This window comes from Paenibacillus oceani, from assembly GCF_014705615.1.
In the GTDB taxonomy this organism is placed as follows: domain Bacteria; phylum Bacillota; class Bacilli; order Paenibacillales; family NBRC-103111; genus Paenibacillus_AB; species Paenibacillus_AB oceani.
This window is the reverse complement of record NZ_JACXJA010000003.1, coordinates 103623-119318: the sequence shown is the minus strand read 5'-3', so window position 1 is coordinate 119318 and position 15696 is coordinate 103623. Positions and strand designations below refer to the sequence as shown.

13 protein-coding genes are annotated in these 15696 nt (G+C 58.8%); 5 read left to right on the top strand and 8 right to left on the bottom strand.

The genetic code is table 11. From position 1 onward, the window contains the following. Positions 1-11 precede the first annotated feature (11 nt). The 3 genes from IDH45_RS02345 to IDH45_RS02335 all read left to right on the top strand — a co-directional run bounded on the left by IDH45_RS02345 (position 12) and on the right by IDH45_RS02335 (position 1609). Entirely contained in the window at positions 12-248 is a 237-nt protein-coding gene (locus tag IDH45_RS02345) for a hypothetical protein (protein ID WP_190924292.1), read from the top strand. A 205-nt stretch (positions 249-453) separates the two neighbouring features. Further along, the gene (gene asd, locus IDH45_RS02340; RefSeq protein ID WP_190924290.1) at positions 454-1239 is read left to right on the top strand and encodes an archaetidylserine decarboxylase; all 786 of its coding nucleotides are present in this window, start codon (positions 454-456) and stop codon (positions 1237-1239) included. A gap of 214 nt (positions 1240-1453) precedes the next feature. Next, positions 1454-1609, top strand: a complete 156-nt coding sequence (locus tag IDH45_RS02335; protein ID WP_190924288.1) for a hypothetical protein — start codon at positions 1454-1456, stop codon at positions 1607-1609. An 88-nt stretch (positions 1610-1697) separates the two neighbouring features. Here the strand turns inward: IDH45_RS02335 and pdxR are convergent, their stop codons facing one another. Further along, on the bottom strand, positions 1698-3194 hold the full coding sequence (gene pdxR / locus IDH45_RS02330) for a MocR-like pyridoxine biosynthesis transcription factor PdxR (RefSeq protein ID WP_190924286.1): 1497 nt from the start codon (positions 3192-3194) through the stop codon (positions 1698-1700). A gap of 219 nt (positions 3195-3413) precedes the next feature. Between pdxR and IDH45_RS02325 the strand changes: the two genes are divergently transcribed. Beyond that, positions 3414-4070, top strand: coding sequence for a pyridoxamine 5'-phosphate oxidase family protein (locus tag IDH45_RS02325; RefSeq protein WP_223836317.1), 657 nt, complete (start codon positions 3414-3416; stop codon positions 4068-4070). Positions 4071-4263: 193 nt separating this feature from the next. Here IDH45_RS02325 and IDH45_RS02320 read toward each other — a convergent pair whose 3' ends face one another. From IDH45_RS02320 to IDH45_RS02305, 4 genes are all read right to left on the bottom strand, one after another. Next, a complete protein-coding gene (locus IDH45_RS02320; protein ID WP_190924284.1) occupies positions 4264-5892 on the bottom strand; it encodes a helix-turn-helix domain-containing protein in 1629 nt (542 codons plus the stop codon). Positions 5893-6021: 129 nt separating this feature from the next. Next, complete coding sequence (locus IDH45_RS02315; RefSeq protein WP_190924282.1) at positions 6022-6984, bottom strand: ABC transporter substrate-binding protein; 963 nt, start codon at positions 6982-6984, stop codon at positions 6022-6024. Positions 6985-7221: 237 nt separating this feature from the next. Further along, a complete protein-coding gene (locus IDH45_RS02310; RefSeq protein ID WP_190924280.1) occupies positions 7222-8262 on the bottom strand; it encodes a saccharopine dehydrogenase NADP-binding domain-containing protein in 1041 nt (346 codons plus the stop codon). A 7-nt stretch (positions 8263-8269) separates the two neighbouring features. After that, positions 8270-9586 (bottom strand): MFS transporter, encoded by a 1317-nt coding sequence (locus IDH45_RS02305; RefSeq protein ID WP_190924278.1) that lies wholly within the window; start codon positions 9584-9586, stop codon positions 8270-8272. Positions 9587-9873: 287 nt separating this feature from the next. On the opposite strand from IDH45_RS02305, the gene IDH45_RS02300 reads away from it, so the two are divergent. Beyond that, positions 9874-10986, top strand: coding sequence for a helix-turn-helix transcriptional regulator (locus IDH45_RS02300; protein ID WP_317891124.1), 1113 nt, complete (start codon positions 9874-9876; stop codon positions 10984-10986). A 629-nt stretch (positions 10987-11615) separates the two neighbouring features. On the opposite strand, the gene IDH45_RS02295 is transcribed toward IDH45_RS02300, so the two are convergent. Genes IDH45_RS02295 through IDH45_RS02285 form a run of 3 tightly spaced genes read right to left on the bottom strand, consistent with a single transcriptional unit; the run spans position 11616 to position 15441 of the window. After that, a complete protein-coding gene (locus IDH45_RS02295; RefSeq protein WP_190924276.1) occupies positions 11616-13331 on the bottom strand; it encodes an ABC transporter ATP-binding protein in 1716 nt (571 codons plus the stop codon). Between the two features lie 24 nt (positions 13332-13355). Continuing rightward, positions 13356-14390, bottom strand: a complete 1035-nt coding sequence (locus tag IDH45_RS02290) for a FecCD family ABC transporter permease (RefSeq protein WP_190924274.1) — start codon at positions 14388-14390, stop codon at positions 13356-13358. A gap of 1 nt (position 14391) precedes the next feature. Beyond that, entirely contained in the window at positions 14392-15441 is a 1050-nt protein-coding gene (locus IDH45_RS02285) for a FecCD family ABC transporter permease (protein ID WP_190924272.1), read from the bottom strand. Positions 15442-15696: the final 255 nt, after the last annotated feature.

Sequence of the window (15696 nt, the reverse complement as noted above, 5' to 3'; positions counted from 1 at the left end):
GTCGCAACAATATGAAAGAAATCGTCAAGCTGAAGCAGACGATGCTGAACGTCACGCACGAATTAATTTCCGGGTGCCGCTTCTGTGTGCAAATCTCCTTGGATCCCGAAGACAAAACGCCGATACAATGCGTCAAGTATTCCGGCTGCTCCATCCCGGTACATACGAATACCGCTACCTGTCTGTCCTGCCAGGAATATAAGCGCAGCAACAAAAACGAGCGTCAGGATATCGCGTCAGGCGGCTGATCAGACCGCTCCCGACGAGTCGTCTTCCGGCTCCCGCCGGAACGGCCGAGACCGGGATTCGCCTGCATGGGACCGCGCTTGTTGCGCTTCGTTCGTTTCTGTGTCAAACTAAGGTATGATTGCCCCCGGCGGCGCGGCCGAACGCTTTCCCGCTTCGGCACCGGGACCGCTTAACGACGGGGAACGGAACAGGTGGACAAACTGAATGAAACCGTTATTTCGACTATTGACTGAACTCTCCTCACGCAAGTGGGTGTCCCGCATGACCGGCGCTTTTGCAAAATCCAAGGCAAGCCGGTACTTTATTCCGCAATTCGCCAAATCCTACGGCATCCCGATCGAGGATGCGGAGAAGACGATCGGGGAATACCGGTCGCTGAACGAGTTTTTTACCCGGCGCCTGAAACCGGGCCTTCGCCCGCTCGCCGAACGGGCCGACGCGCTGCTGAGCCCCGTGGATGCGCTTATAACCGGCATGGGATCGATTCAATCGGGCACGATGCTGAACGTCAAAGGCCAGGACTATACCGTAGATGAACTGCTCAACCGTTCCCCAAGAACGTTAAACTACCGGAACGGTTTCTTTTTTGTGCTGTATTTAAGCCCCACCGACTATCACCGGATTCACTCCCCCGTTACCGGGACGATTGTGGAGAAGGAGCATGTCAAAGGAAAAGTGTACCCGGTCAACGATTTCGGTCTTCGTGAGATGAAGCGGGTGTTAAGCCGGAACGAGCGGCTGATTACGTATATCGATCACGAGTGCGGAGAGATTGCCGTCGTTAAGGTAGGCGCTCTCAACGTAAGCAGCATCCGGTATGCGGAACCGCTTCCGGACAAGCTGGAGCGTGGCGGCGATCTGGCCTATTTCGAGTTCGGCTCGACCGTCGTCCTGTTAACCGAGAACGACATCTTCGTGCCGCGATCCGACCTCGCCGTCGGCAGCAAAGTAAAGATGGGCGAGTCGCTGGGCACGCTAATCGGCAAATGACCTGCGCATGGACATCCGTCCGCTTGCATACGACAGACGGAACAACAACCAAATCGAGGCTCCGGAAGACGGAGTCTTCACAGCCCTGCATCCCGACGCTTTCTTCTTGAAAGCGGTCCGGGATGTTTTTGTTGTGCCGCCAATCCGGACGACCTTACGATAGATTCAAATCCAGGAACTGCTGTGGATCTTCGTGCAGGCGACCTGAGCTCGCGTGCAGAGCCAAGGCGCGCTGCCGGAAGGCGATGAGGCACAGGTCGATCCTTCCCGCAGGAGCAGCATCGAAACTTCCGTCGGGCTTGGCCTGGTTCAAGGCGACGGTACGACGCTGGAATTAACCAAACCGACCGAACGGCATTGCCGGCAATAGCCTCGCCAAGCGACTCCTTCTATTGCGGCTTACGCTCCCTCTCTCCAGCCGGGCCGTCAAGTCATCCGCCAAGCTTCCCGTATGCCCTTCATTGCCGCTTCGAGCATGGAATCAGTCCGAATTCTTCCCCGCTGAATCGTGCGGTACGCGCTGCCGCCATCCGGGAGATGCCTTCCTTGATTTCGGTTTCCTCCAAATGGGCGAAGCCAAAGCAGGCGGACGGGACCGGACGTTCCAGGTAATAACCGGTGCCGTCCGTCCAAGTGACTCCTGAATCGTAGCAGAACTGGCGGAATCGGTCATACTCATCAGCAGATCGTTTCCACAACGCAAACAGGTGCAGCCCCGCGTCGGAGGCCACCGGCTCGAACAATTCGGCCAGCTCCTCCGTGTCCGTCAGCAAGCTTTGAAGCAGCTCGAATTTGCGGCTGTATAACCGTCCCATCCGGCGCAAATGGCGTTCATATTCGCCTCCGTTCATAAACGAGGCGAGCGCCCGCTGCTCGAGGATCGCGGTCGGATGCGGCTCGAACAGCTGACGGGCCCGCAGAAAAGGCTCCCGGAGCGCCGCCGGCAGCACCGCATAGCCGATCCGGAAATGGTGCATCATCGTCAGCGAGAAGGTGCCGATGTACACGACCCGGTCTTCGCGGTCAAGCAGCTTAAGCGGCTCGATCGGCCTGCCCAGGTGACGGAACTCGCTGTCGTAATCGTCCTCGACGACGACCGCTCCCCGCCGGGACGCCCAGGCGAGCAACTGCTGCCGCCGCTCCAGACTGAGCACCGCTCCCGTCGGGAATTGCCGGCTCGGCGTGACGAAGATGAGCTTGGCCTCCCAGTCGTCCGGAACGAGTCCATGCCGGTCGGTGCAGGCGGCGACCGCTTCGCCTCCGGCCGCCCGGATCGCGGACAAGATGCCGGAATAACACGGATTTTCCGTGACGACCGGGTCTCCGGGGTCGATCAGCAGTTGGGCGAGCAGCGCGATCGCCTGCATCGATCCGTTGACGATCGCGATGGACGAGGGCACCGCTTCGATACCTCGCGTCCGAAGCAGGTGGCGGCAGATCGCCTCCCGCAGCGCCAGATGCCCTTGCGAAGCGAATCCGTCGCCGTAATACGAACCGTGCATCCCCCTCACCTGGGCGTACAACGTGCGGTTCCAAGCCTCCTTGGGGAAATGATTGCGGTCGCTGTACCCGATCACGAAGCGAATGTCGCCGTCCGTCCCGGAAGCCGGCTGGCGCAGCGGCAGCCCGGACATCCGCCGCCCCCATGCGGACAGCTCGAATTCGGTCTGCACGTTCGCTCCGCCCCCCGGCTGACGGTCATGCCGGTAAGCGACGAACGTCCCCCGGCCGACTCCGGACACGACGTACCCCTCCGCCGCCAGCATCTCGTACACCTGGCTGACGACGCCGCGGGACAGCCCGTACAACCCGCCAAGCTCCCGGCTCGACGGCAGCTTCATGCCATACTCCAGCCGGCCGGATGCGACCGCATCCCTTAACGCATGATACAAAGCGGAGTATTTCAACGGATACCGCTCCAAATATAAATTAAGTGGCAGATGAAAATCGGTCATTTGCACGACTCCTCCCTTTCGACTGGTCCGTCCGCCTCAAGAACCGCAGATGCGCAAAACCAACTCTCCCGCGGCTTTAGTTCACAGCCGAATCCGCCAACAAAATCACGAACCCGGCAGCCAACGCCTTAATGGTCTATTGATTTCTATCATAATTGGCGCTTTTCTGTTGTCAATCTTTTGTTTAAGATAAGAAAAAGTTGAAGGGGGCCCGACCGTATGAGCACAATCCGAAGAACTGCGTACGAGATGACGTCCGAAGAAGAGATTAACCGGTTTATGAGCGAGATGAGCTACGGAACGCTGGCGATGCAAGGCGAGGAGTGGCCGTATGCCGTACCGATCAACTACGTCTATCACCGCAATCAGGTCTATTTGCACGGCAGCAAGGCGGGGCACAAGATGGAGATGATCCGGACGAGCGGTAAAGTGGCATTTTCCGTCAGCAAAGAATACGCCATCGTCCCTTCCTACTTCAGCGATCCGAAGCTGGCCTGCCCGGCGACCGCCTATTTCAAATCCGTCCTGATCCGCGGGCAGGCGGAGCTTGTAGAAAACGTCGAGGAGAAAGCGGAGGTGCTCGGGGCGCTGATGCGCAAGCTGCAGCCCGAAGGCGGCTACGAGCCGATCGATCCGGCCGATCCGGATTACATGCCGCGTATTCGCGGCGTGGCCGTCCTGCGGCTGGCGGCGGATTCGCTTACCGCCAAATTCGCCTTCGGCCAACATTTGAACGAGGAGCGGTTCGAACGGGTATGCGGCGGATTGGAGGAGCGGGGAACGGAAGGCGACCTGCAGACGGCGGAACTGATGCGGAAATATTCGGGCAGATGCCCCATACACGAAGGGCCTGCTGGAGATGGCAACGCTTCCTAAACCCAAAAACGCAGCCGTTCCCTGTTCCAGCTCTACGCTTGGATAAGGAAGCGACTGCGTAAGCGGAAGCAGCGATCGCACGCGGCTCCCGGCGCGAATGTACAGGGCGGGTGCGATCGCCGCTTGACGCCGGCTGGCCGACAGACAGCGCGCCCCCGAAAGAGCGGGCCGCAGAAGCTAATGCCCCTGCCTGTCAAGCGAGCACCTTCAGCACGTCGTCGATCTTTTTGCTGTTGGAGATCACCCCGTAGTTCATCCAGGTCATAAAATCGACCTCGTATACGCACTGCTGCTTTACCGCGGGCAGCGCATGCCACGAAGCCGTCTCCAGCATCTCCCGTTCCTCTCCCGGCACGGAGGAATGCCGACGGTCGAACGTAATAAAGAGATGGTCCGCATCCAGCCGCTCCAGCCATTCCGGAGGCAACGTCATCTTTCTCGTCTCCTGTTCCATCTCTATCACGAGGGAATGCGGCGCAAGCCCCAGATCCTTGTACAGGATCGGCCCGGTATAACCGTAGTCCGGCCCGGCGTACAGACTTATGCCAAGCGCCGATATGCGTAAAAAGGCGACCGTCTGTCCGCGGGTCGACCGGCCGAGCACGCTGCGGGCGTCGCGCGCTTTCTGCTCATAATGCCGGATCACTTCCTCCACCCGGTCCGTCCGCCCGAGCAGACGCGCCGCGTTATGCAGCGTCGAGCGCCAGTCCTCGCCCGGATGCGGCATATGGAAGGTCGGGGCCAGCCGGCCCAGCCGGTCGTTCGGAATCCATTTGTCGAATCCGCTGTCCAGCATAATGAAGTCCGGGTGATGCCGGGATAGATCGTCTTCATCCTCCTCCGCCAGGTCAAGGACGGGCACATCGTGCAAGCCGAGGTATTCCTGTCTCCCCCAGCCGCGGTGGGAGCATTCGACGACCGGCGTAATGCCGAGCGCCACTAGAAAATCTTCCAGGAAAGGAGCGAACACGCGGGCATTTTCCCGGTAATGGCGGCGGAACTGGCCGGGAGAGATCCCGAGCGTCTGCTTGAACCGGCGGTTGAAATAATATTCGTTATTGAAGCCGACGTTTTGGGCGATGTCGTACAGCCGGTCGTCCGTCGTCAGCAGCAGCTTTTTGGCGCGGTCGATCCGGACCCCGTTCAAGTAATCCAGCGGAATTTGTCCGGTCAGCTCCTTAAACAGACGCGAGTACTGCCAACGTGCGACATTCGCCCGGTCCGCCAGCGCGTTCACCGTCCACACGTCCTGGTACTGCTCCTTAATCACCTCGATCGATTGCTCCACCGCTTTGCGCATATTTCCTTCATAGCTCGAGGAACGATTTTGCGCCAAGAGGAACCGCATCCATTCCTGAAACCTCACATGGTTGTCCAGCTGCTCCAGATCGTCTTCCGAATCCCGGTGGCGGTGGATCGATTCCAAATAGTCCAAACAAGTGGAGAACGGATGACACCGCGCTTCTCCCTGAAACGGAAATCCGCCGCCGGGCGGCTCGTTCCGGCCGGAGGCAGAGCCGGGTCCTGCCCCGCATACGCTCCACGACTCGAACGAGACCCGATAGCAGATCAGGCCGTCCTCACCCGCCGTCAGCTCGGCAGCCGTATCCGGAGCGGCGAGACAACACGTCCCCCGGCCGAGCGGAAGCCGGTTGCCGCCGATAGCGATCGTTCCGGAACCTCCGGTAATGACCCATATGGTGTAATGACCGCCGTTCTTGCCGTGCTCCTGCCATTTCGAAGCTCGTACGTTATACTGGATATCCTTCAGCACATAAAACAAAGTCCGGACCAACGAGGCCGGCTCCGTTACCTGTTTCATTTTGGCTCACCTACAACGAGAATGGTTATCATTTTCAAATATTAGTATATAGAAAAAAGGAAAGCTCATCAACTGGGTGTTGACGGCTTTCCCTTTGCCCGCTTCATCCGATCTGCGGGGCATGTCTCTTTATTTAACAAGCCACTTCAAAACATCGTCCGTTTTCATCTTATTGGCCGTAATCGCGCCGGACTGCCAATGCGTCCGCTCCGCTTTGTACACATGCCCGTTTTTGACGGCGGGAAGCGATTTCCACAGCGGGCTGTCCAGCAGCTTGACCGCTTCCTTGTTCTCCTCGGACGTCCAGCTTCCGTTGGATGGAAACACGATCAGATGATCCGCATCCAGCTCGGGAAGTTTCTCCTCGGACAAGACGGCCTGGAACTCCTTCATTTCCTTGACGAAACGGTGCGGCGCGAGTCCGAGCTCGGAGTAAATGTTGCCGGTATACCGGTTATTGATGCCGAACAGAGCCAGCGATTTGTCTCCCACGTTAATCCGGACGACCGCCACCGTCTGTTCGCCGACCGCTTTGTCAAGCTTCGCCTTCGCATCCGTCATTTTCTGATTGTATTCCGCCAGCACGCTTTCGACTTTCTCCGGGATGCCGAGCACATCGGCAATTTTCCTTAATATTTCCGGCGGGCTCTGCAGCACGGCTTCCGGTAGACGATACGTCGGCGCCACTTTGGAGTACAGCTCGTACTTGGCCACATCCGCCCCGCCGTCGACGATGATCAGATCGGGACCGGCCGCGACCAGCGGCTCGATGCTCCCGGTCGTATCGAACGTCGGCACGTTCAGACCCAAATAGTCCTGCTTGCCCCAGTTCGGATGATACCACTGGACGACCGGCGTTACGCCGAGCGCCTGCAAATAATCCTCAACGTAAATCCCCGCAACCTTGTTCGGCTTGACGGGAATCGTAACGTCTCCGAACTCCCCTTTGACAACCCTTGTTTTCCCCTCGTTCGAATCCGTCTGGCCAACTGCCGGCGTCTCGTTATTGGTTGCTCCGCATCCTGTCAAACCTACCGCCAGAACGAGCAGAAGCGTCATCCCTACCGCCAGCATGCGACGTGATCTTGCCATAACCGCGTTCACTCCTAGGTCTAACCAAAAAGGTACGAAAAGAGAGTCGAATTGCAATGATAATCATTCTCATTTTCGTTCGGGATCATTATATCTCACATCTTTTTGGCGCCACAATACACATTCTCTACTCATTTTTTATACAAACGCGGTTGAGGTGCAGTCCGCCTCCGCGCGGCGGGACCTGCTCTCTCGGAAAGGGGCCTCCGGCGGCAGTGAATCGTCAAGGCGCGCCTCCTACAATGGTCTGCCGTTCAAGCGGATGTCCGCGGCGTCCGTTGCTCCGATCCCGGTCAGCACTCGGTCGAGATCGAATAACTCATCCATATGATACACGCCGGACGGCCAGCTTGTGCCAAATAACGCGTCCGCTGCATACGCGGCCACTCGTGCGGTAATGCGCGCCTCCTCGCCGCCCTGCAACGAGCATTCCGCCGTGGCGGGCCCGCCGTTCCACATCCCCCGAGCATCGATCTTGACAGCGCATCTCGCCTCGCCCGGCTTCTTGCGGAGCAGCCATCCGACGACGGAGTTGCGAACCGCTTTGCGCTTCAGCAAGCGGGTCGCCCCCGACGCGCTTAGCCAAGCGAGCAGCGTGGTAACCGCAGCCGAATCCAAGCACAGCCTCGTGGCCACGGACGGCAGACCCAGCTTCCGCCGCAGCACATATTGATCCGCGAAAGGAAACCGGTACGCCGTTCTACGTCCGAGCCCCTTGCCGAAATCCGTTCGTCTGCCGTCCGTAAAGCCGCCGGCCAGTTGATCGACGGTCCATTGGATAGCCGCCTTGCCGTGCTGATCGCCAAGTCCGAGCATGATCGAGATCTCGATCGAATCGGTCCGTTCCAGCAGCAGATACGCCCGCCGCGCCAGCAGATTGGTCAGTCCGGGCGCGAGTCCGACGCTGAGCACCACCGTCGCCTTTCCCGTGTATGCATCGCGGTTCAACTGCTCGACCTGCTGCAGGAAGTCGTCGCTGGCCGAGATGTCCACATAATGAATGCCTTTCGCCAGACAAAACCGGACAAAGGCGGTGTCGGCCTGATCCAGACACATGACGACCACTTGGACCTCGTCCCACAGCTGCGAATCGAACGAGTGCCTGACATCCAGCTGCATCGGCTTCACCTTGCCTCCCGTATCGCGGCTGAACCGCTCCGCCCGCTCCATGCTTCGGCCTGCGGCGTACACCTGCCCCGGGTAAGCCTCCCCCAGTTCTCTCGCAATCATCTGCCCGACATGCCCGTACCCGCCGATAATGACTATTTTCTGCTTCATGGCCGCCTTATGCCTCCTTTTGCCGATCGCCGATTAACGTTCTGTCTGTTCCGTTTCCGGTTTCGGACGGCGCGCGTTTTCTCGACTGCGCCCGGACGCCGTATCCCAAAACCCCGATGGCCGCAATCCCTACCAGGATGCCCGCTCCGAAAGCGTGCGAATACCGCTCCGCCCCCGCTCCCCCGTCCAGCGCGCCGAAGCCGAGAAAAGCACCCAGCACCATCCCGGCGTTGCGCGTAAAAGCGATCCAGCCGCCTATCGCTCCCGTATGTCCAGCCGGGACGAGCCGCATAATCAGGCTGTTGTTCGGGGAGGCTATCAGCCCCATCCCCGCCCCGATCAGCGCGAGAACGGCCGCGATCCCCCACAGCGGCAGCTTGTCGAGCGCCAAGGCGAGAATCGCGATTCCTGCCGTCATGCTCAGCAGCCCGGCCGCGATGAACCCCGCGGAGCCGAAGCGGTCGGAACCGCGACCGGCGGCCGGACTCGCTAGCGCCAGCAGGATCGGATAAGCGGTCATCATATACCCGGCCATAGCGGGGGATATGCCGGCTTCGCCCGAGAAGTAAAACGGCATAACGACCAAAACCGTATTGGCGAGCAGGAACGCCGCACAGCTAATGAGCAAGCCGGATAAAACGCCCGGGCTGTGCAGCAGCACGCCGGTTAACGAAGCTTGGCGGCCGGTATCGCCGGTTAGCGAACCTTTGCCGCCGGTATCGCCGGATCTGCTATGCTCCCGGCTGCGGCCGGGGATATACCGGAGCGCGAGCAGCGTCGCCGCCGCTGCGGCGGGGACGTGGATCAGGAACAGCCACCGCCAGCCGAGGCTTCCGGTGATCCACCCGCCCGCAAGCGGTCCGGTCATCGCTCCGAGCGCTACCGCCGTGCTGACGTAGCCAAGCGCTTGACCTTTTTTCCCGTGCGGCATGTGAACGGTTATCAAGGCGATGTTCGTCGCCTGGAACATGGCGGCTCCAGCTGCTTGGATGATCCGGAACGTCAGGAGCACCGGCAAGCTCGGCGACATCGCGGCCAGCACGGAGCTGACTGTGAACAGGACATAACCCGAATTATGAATGAGGCGGTGGCCGTACCGGTCCCCCAGCTTCCCCATAAACGGAAGCAGTATCGTAATAACGAGCAAACATCCCGTTGTGATCCATTGAACCTCGCCGACCTCCGCCTGGAACGGCCCCGTCAGCTGCGGCAGCGAGACACCTATGACGCCCGCGGTAAAATGAGAAAGGAACGCCCCCATACAGATCGCCGTCAGCATGAGCAAGGATGTCGGGATCGTTGGCATACTTTTGGACTCCTTCATGATGACAGCCCCCCGCTTATGCTTTAAACTATAACTAAGAATTATTCTCAATTATATGGGGAACGAATCGGACGACAATCCCACAAAGCTGGGGTTTCGAAACGCGATGGAGCGCGATGAAGGAACGGAGGCGGCTTGTCCGTCTTCTCGCCGGCACCGGACCGTGGGCTTTCAGGAGGCTTCTGGAGACTTTACGGAGGCCTTCGGCTTCTCGGCCCGCCAATCCATCGCACAACCGATTATCGTCTGCCATGCCGAATCTAACTCGATCAGGATCAGGTGATCACATGATGCCTATTGCAACCGAATCCGTCAAAAGGGAACTATGCGCGTTAGCGGACCGGATCGGATCTTCGCACGATTACAGATCTGCCATGCTGGAGAAGCTTCGGCTTGCCGTGCCGTTCGATGCAGCCTGCTGTACGACCGTCGATCCGCAGACGCATCTCTCCACCGGTGCGGTTACGGACGAATCGGTCGAAGCGATCCATCATTTATTGTTTGAGAACGAATATAGGCAGGACGATGTCAATGCCTTCGAATCGCTTGCCGCCTCCGCGAGTCCGGCCGCTACGCTTAGCGGGGCCACCGGCGGTGAGCCCGCTGGAAGCGCCCGCTACCGCGACATTCTCCGCCCTGCGGGCTTCACAGACGAGCTTCGTGCCGTCTTCGTACACGAGGGCACATGCTGGGGACACTTGTCGCTGTACCGTCGCAGCGGCAGTCCGCTCTTCCGGGAAGAGGAGGTCGCCGCCATCGTCTCGCTGCTTCCTTGCCTGACCGACGGGGTCCGCCATACGAACGGGTTGCAGCCGCCCGCAGGACGGCCGAAGCCTGCCGCTGTCCGGGAGCCGGGCATCGCGCTGCTGTCCGAACGGCTCGAGCTGCTCTCCGCCAACGCCGAAGCCGATTATTGGCTCGCGATGCTGCGGTCCCGGGAGCGAATCGGCCCGGACACGCTTCCCCGGCCGGTGCGCGCGGTATGTATGCGTGCCATGGACGGCGGCCATACCGCGCAATTGCAACCGCCGAAGCCTCAAGTGTGTCTGAGCGCGCCGGACGGCCAGTATCTCACCTTGAGAGCGAGCAAGCTGTTCGGGGCAGCCGGTACGGGTACTTGTCAATTAGCGGTAACGATCGAAGCGTCCCGACCTTCGGATATTCTTCCGTATATGACGGATGCCTACCGGTTGTCCGCACGGGAGAAGCAGGTGCTGGAAGGGGTGCTGCGGGGATTGTCGACCAAAGAATTGGCCGGGTCACTGCACATCTCCGGTTACACCGTGCAGGATCATCTCAAGGCGATCTTCGCCAAGACAGGGGTGACGAGCCGCAGAGACTTGATCTGGCGGCTTCACGGCCGCTACAGCTTGCCCGCGGACGGAGATACGGCGAAGTAATAGCTGGAATTTAGAGTAGCGTCTTTGTCCCGGGAGCGGAGTTTTGGAGTAAGGGAGTATGGGGGGGGGTTGGGGTCCGTGTTCCAGGAAGTTGGAAGGTAAGAGAAGACTAGCTGGGATAATAAGAGCCTTTGGCGTCCGCTATTTTCGTCTTATCACCGGAAGAGAAGCAAATAACGGCGGTTTGCACCCCTTATTTTAACCACCAAGCGGAGTCGGCACCGTTTTCGCGGAATATAGAAGCTGTAAACCGCTCTTATTTCCCCGCACAAGCCGGTTTCGGACAAATTAAGGGGTACAAACCGCTCTTATTCGGCTTATTCACCCTCCCTCCGGCCCCGCCCTGCACGGCGGAGCACCTGAACCTTCCGCTCCCGCAACAAGAAAGGGGCGTCCCCCCAATTATATTGCGACTTTTTGAGCCCGACCGCGAACTGTTTTCACTTGAGAAAAGGACCTCAGCCTCCACTTTACCGTGGAAGTTGAAGTCCTTTCGTTTGGAGATGGGGACGTTCCCGCGTCCCGCAACCCTTTTGGGGACAGGCCCGTTCCGCACCTGTTTCAGTTGGGTCACCTGCAACTAATATTGCCGGGGACCATCTCCCGCTCATCTCCCGCTCTCGCACCGCTTACGTGCCAAACTGCGCCTGATGCAGCCGGCTGTACACGCCTCCGGCCGCGACCAGCTCCTGGTGGCGCCCCTGCTCGGTAATGCCCCGCTCGGTCACGACTACGATCCGGTCGGCGTTCTTAATCGTCGCGAGCCGGTGTGCGATGACGAGCGTGGTGCGCCCTTGCGACAGCTCGGCGAGCGACTGCTGAATGATCGCCTCCGTCTCCGTGTCGAGCGCCGAGGTCGCTTCGTCCAGAATCAGAATCGGCGGATTTTTGAGAAACATCCGCGCGATCGACAGCCGCTGCTTCTGGCCTCCAGACAGCTTCACGCCCCTCTCGCCGATGACGGTGTCCATCCCTTCCGGCTGCGCCCGGATGAACTCGTCGAGCCGCGCGCGCCGGGCCGCTTCCCATATCTCCTCCTCGGCCGCTCCCAGCTTGCCGTACAGGATGTTCTCGCGGATCGTCCCCGAGAACAGGAATACGTCCTGCTGCACGATGCCGATATTTTGGCGCAGCGAGTTCAGCTTCAGGTTCCGGATGTCGACGCCGTCGATCGAGATCGCCCCCGATGCCGCTTCGTAGAACCGCGGCAGCAAGCTGCACAAGGTCGTCTTGCCCGCTCCCGAAGGACCGACGAAGGCGATCGTTTCCCCTTTATGAATGGTCAGATCGATATTACGGAGCACGCGCGAATCGCTGTCGTACCCGAAAGAAACGTTCTCAAAGCGGATTTCCCGCTTCAGCTCCCCAAGCTCGACCGCATCCGGAGCATCGGCGATGTCCGGCTCCGTCTCCAGCAGCTCCACATACCGTTTGAATCCGGCGAACCCTTGCGGGTAGCTTTCAATAATCGCATTAATTTTCTCGATCGGCCGGAAAAAGACGTTGGTCAGCAGCAGAAAGCCGATGTATTCGCCGTAGGTCAGCTCGCCCCGGATAACGAACCACGTTCCGGACACCATCACGAACAGCGTCACGAAACGCATCATCATATAACTGATCGAGCCGTTTTTGGCGATCAGCTTGTAGGACAGCAGCTTCGTCTTGCGGAACCGGCCGTTGTTCACGGCAAACTGCTTCTTCTCATGCTCCTCGTTCGAGAACGCCTGCACGACGCGGATGCCGCCTACGTTGTCTTCCACCCGGGCGTTGAAATCGCCGATGTCGGAGAACAGCTGGTGCACCGCCTTCGTCATCTTGCCATTAAAGTAGACGACCATCCAGATGATCGCCGGAACGATAACGAACGTAAGAATCGCCAGCTTCCAGTTAATCAGCATCATCAGCGTGAACGAGCCGGTCAGCGTCATGACGGCGATGAACAGATCCTCCGGCCCGTGATGGGCCATCTCGCCGATCTGCATCATATCGTTCGTCAGCCTCGACATCAGATGCCCCGTCTTCGTATTGTCAAAGAAACGGAACGACAGCTTCTGAATATGGTCGAACAGCTTCTTGCGCATATCCGTCTCGATATTGATGCCGAGCATGTGCCCCCGGTAATTGACGATGTAATGCAAAAACGTATTGACGATATACAGCACCAGCAAGCCGGAGGACGCGAGCAAGATCATATCCCACTTGCCGCCCGGCAGCAGATCGTCGACGAATCGGTTCACGACAAGCGGGAAGAACAGCTCCAGCAGCCCGGCGAGTACCGCGCAGCCGAAATCGAGCAGGAATAGCTTCTTGTAAGGCGCATAGTAGGAAAAAAAACGCCGGATCATGCCATGCTTCCGCTCCTTTCCCAATTAAGATTTCGATTTGGCCAGCAAATACAGGAAGTAAGGCGCCCCGATCACGGCCACCACAATCCCCGTTGGAATTTCCGATGGCTGTAAAATCCAGCGACCGATCGTATCGGCCGTAATGACCAAAAGCGCACCGGCAAGCGCGGCGGCCGGCAGCAGCATCTGATGCTTCTGACCGACGAGGCGGCGTGCGAGATGCGGGGCGATCAGCCCGACGAAGCCGATGCTGCCGCTCACCGCTACGCAGGAGCCGGCAAGACCGACGGCTGCCGCAAGCAGGACGAGCCGCTCCTTCTCCACCGGCGCGCCAAGCCCGGTCGCCGTCTGATCCCCCAGGTTCAGCACATTCATGACGCGCGCCTTGTAGAAGACGAACGGCAGCAATACGACGAGCCACGGCAGCAGCGCAAGCACGAACTTCCAGTTCGCACCCCAGATGCTTCCGGCCATCCATGTCGCAACAAATTGATATTTCTCCGGGCTAAGTCTCAGCGTCATGACGATCGTCGCCGCGCTAATCCCTGCGGCCACGGCGATACCGGTCAGCAGCAGCCGGATCGGCGCTATGCCGTGATGCCGCTTGTACGCCAGCGAGTAGATCAGAATCGCGGTCAGCCCCGCGCCGACCAGCGCGACGATCGGAAGCATGAAGACCGGTGCGGCCGCCGTCGCCGGATAAAACGATATAAACATCATCACGGTTAATCCCGCTCCCGCGTTGATCCCGAGTATACCCGGGTCGGCGAGCGCATTGCGCGATATCCCTTGCATGATACAGCCCGAGACGGCGAGTCCGGCGCCGATCAGCAGCGAAATGACGATGCGCGGCAGACGGAATTCGAACAAAATGAGCGATTGCTTCTTCGTTCCCATCCCGAATAACGTCTGAATCAGCTCCACCGGAGAAAGCCGGATATAACCGGTGTTCATACTGATCATAAAGGCAGTGACGATGAACAGCCCGAGTACAACGAGGACGGTAACATTCCGCCTTCTTTTCTGATTCTCGCTTCTTAACAGAGGCACACGCTCCATCCTACAGCTCCCTCCTTTCTTTACGCGCCAGGTAAAGGAAGAACGGAACGCCGATGAGCGCGATCAGCGCCCCGACCGGAGTCTCGAACGGCGGATTCACCATTCTGGCCGCCAGATCGGCGAAGACGACCAGCAGGCTGCCGAGCACCGCCGAGCACGGAATAATCCAGCGATAATCGACGCCGACCATATAACGGGTCAGGTGAGGAATAATAAGTCCGACAAATCCGACGGCGCCGACGACCGATACCGCAGCTCCCGCCAGAATCAGCACAAGCACAGTCCCGGCCAGCTTCACGAGTCCCGTCCGCTGGCCGAGCCCCTTGGCCACATCCTCGCCCAGGCTCAGCATCGTGATCGAGCGCGACAAAATAATCGCTCCGATAATGGCCGCGGCAATCCACGGAAACATAATTTTGAGCTGGAACCATTTCGTTCCCGCCACACCCCCGGCGTACCAGAAAGCCAGATCTTGGCCGATCCGGAAATAAAGCGCGATTCCTTCGCTTAATGCCGACAACAGGGCGCTTAACGCCGCACCGGCAAGTACGAGCCGCACCGGGGTCAAGCCGCCTTTGGCGAGGGAACCGATACCGAAGACGAGCAAGGCTCCGATTGCCGCGCCGAGGAACGAGAACAGAATCAGATACATGAACGGCAGGCCGGGCAAAAAGGCGAAGCAAATCGCCAGCATAAAACCTGCGCCTGCGTTAAGCCCCAGCAGTCCGCTGTCCGCAAGCGGATTGCGCGTCATCCCCTGCATGATCGCCCCGGCTACGGCGAAGCAGGCGCCAACCAACGCTCCCCCCAGCACGCGGGGCAGACGGAGCTCCTGAATAATCTGATGCTGCGTCAGATCGGGATTAAATCGGAAGATTGCCTCCCATACGACGGACAGCTTAATATCCGCCGCTCCGAACGACACGGATACAGCGATCCCGAGCATCAGTGCGATCACCCCTCCGATCAAGATGAGGGTCGCTGCCCATGGACGGGAACGGACTTGTGCGGGAGACTTCGAAACCGTTGCTTCATTCCTTGTTGGATTCATGAGTGCCACCTTTGCCACATTGGTTGGACCAATTATTTTCGATCTCCCTTGAGAGGAAGATGACGATTGATATTGATTCTCAATTTCAATTATAAATAGTAGATCAGCTGACCTCTCCTCGGCAATAGACAAAATGAAAGTTTTTTTTGTACAAATTTAACATTCCCAAGAAAAATACGTTTTTTCAGTTGAGCGGCGACCCGAAATCTTATATCATGGATTATGACTGATAATGATTATCAATATCCTTCCGAA

Bases quoted from the DNA above. Each gene is read 5' to 3' on its own strand.
- IDH45_RS02345 (WP_190924292.1), top strand. From the start codon at position 12: ATGAAAGAAATCGTCAAGCTGAAGCAGACGATGCTGAACGTCACGCAC.
- asd (WP_190924290.1), top strand. From the start codon at position 454: ATGAAACCGTTATTTCGACTATTGACTGAACTCTCCTCACGCAAGTGG.
- pdxR (WP_190924286.1), bottom strand. From the start codon at position 3,194: ATGACCGATTTTCATCTGCCACTTAATTTATATTTGGAGCGGTATCCG.
- IDH45_RS02325 (WP_223836317.1), top strand. From the start codon at position 3,414: ATGAGCACAATCCGAAGAACTGCGTACGAGATGACGTCCGAAGAAGAG.
- IDH45_RS02320 (WP_190924284.1), bottom strand. From the start codon at position 5,892: ATGAAACAGGTAACGGAGCCGGCCTCGTTGGTCCGGACTTTGTTTTAT.
- IDH45_RS02315 (WP_190924282.1), bottom strand. From the start codon at position 6,984: ATGGCAAGATCACGTCGCATGCTGGCGGTAGGGATGACGCTTCTGCTC.
- IDH45_RS02310 (WP_190924280.1), bottom strand. From the start codon at position 8,262: ATGAAGCAGAAAATAGTCATTATCGGCGGGTACGGGCATGTCGGGCAG.
- IDH45_RS02305 (WP_190924278.1), bottom strand. From the start codon at position 9,586: ATGAAGGAGTCCAAAAGTATGCCAACGATCCCGACATCCTTGCTCATG.
- IDH45_RS02300 (WP_317891124.1), top strand. From the start codon at position 9,874: ATGATGCCTATTGCAACCGAATCCGTCAAAAGGGAACTATGCGCGTTA.
- IDH45_RS02295 (WP_190924276.1), bottom strand. From the start codon at position 13,331: ATGATCCGGCGTTTTTTTTCCTACTATGCGCCTTACAAGAAGCTATTC.
- IDH45_RS02290 (WP_190924274.1), bottom strand. From the start codon at position 14,390: ATGGAGCGTGTGCCTCTGTTAAGAAGCGAGAATCAGAAAAGAAGGCGG.
- IDH45_RS02285 (WP_190924272.1), bottom strand. From the start codon at position 15,441: ATGAATCCAACAAGGAATGAAGCAACGGTTTCGAAGTCTCCCGCACAA.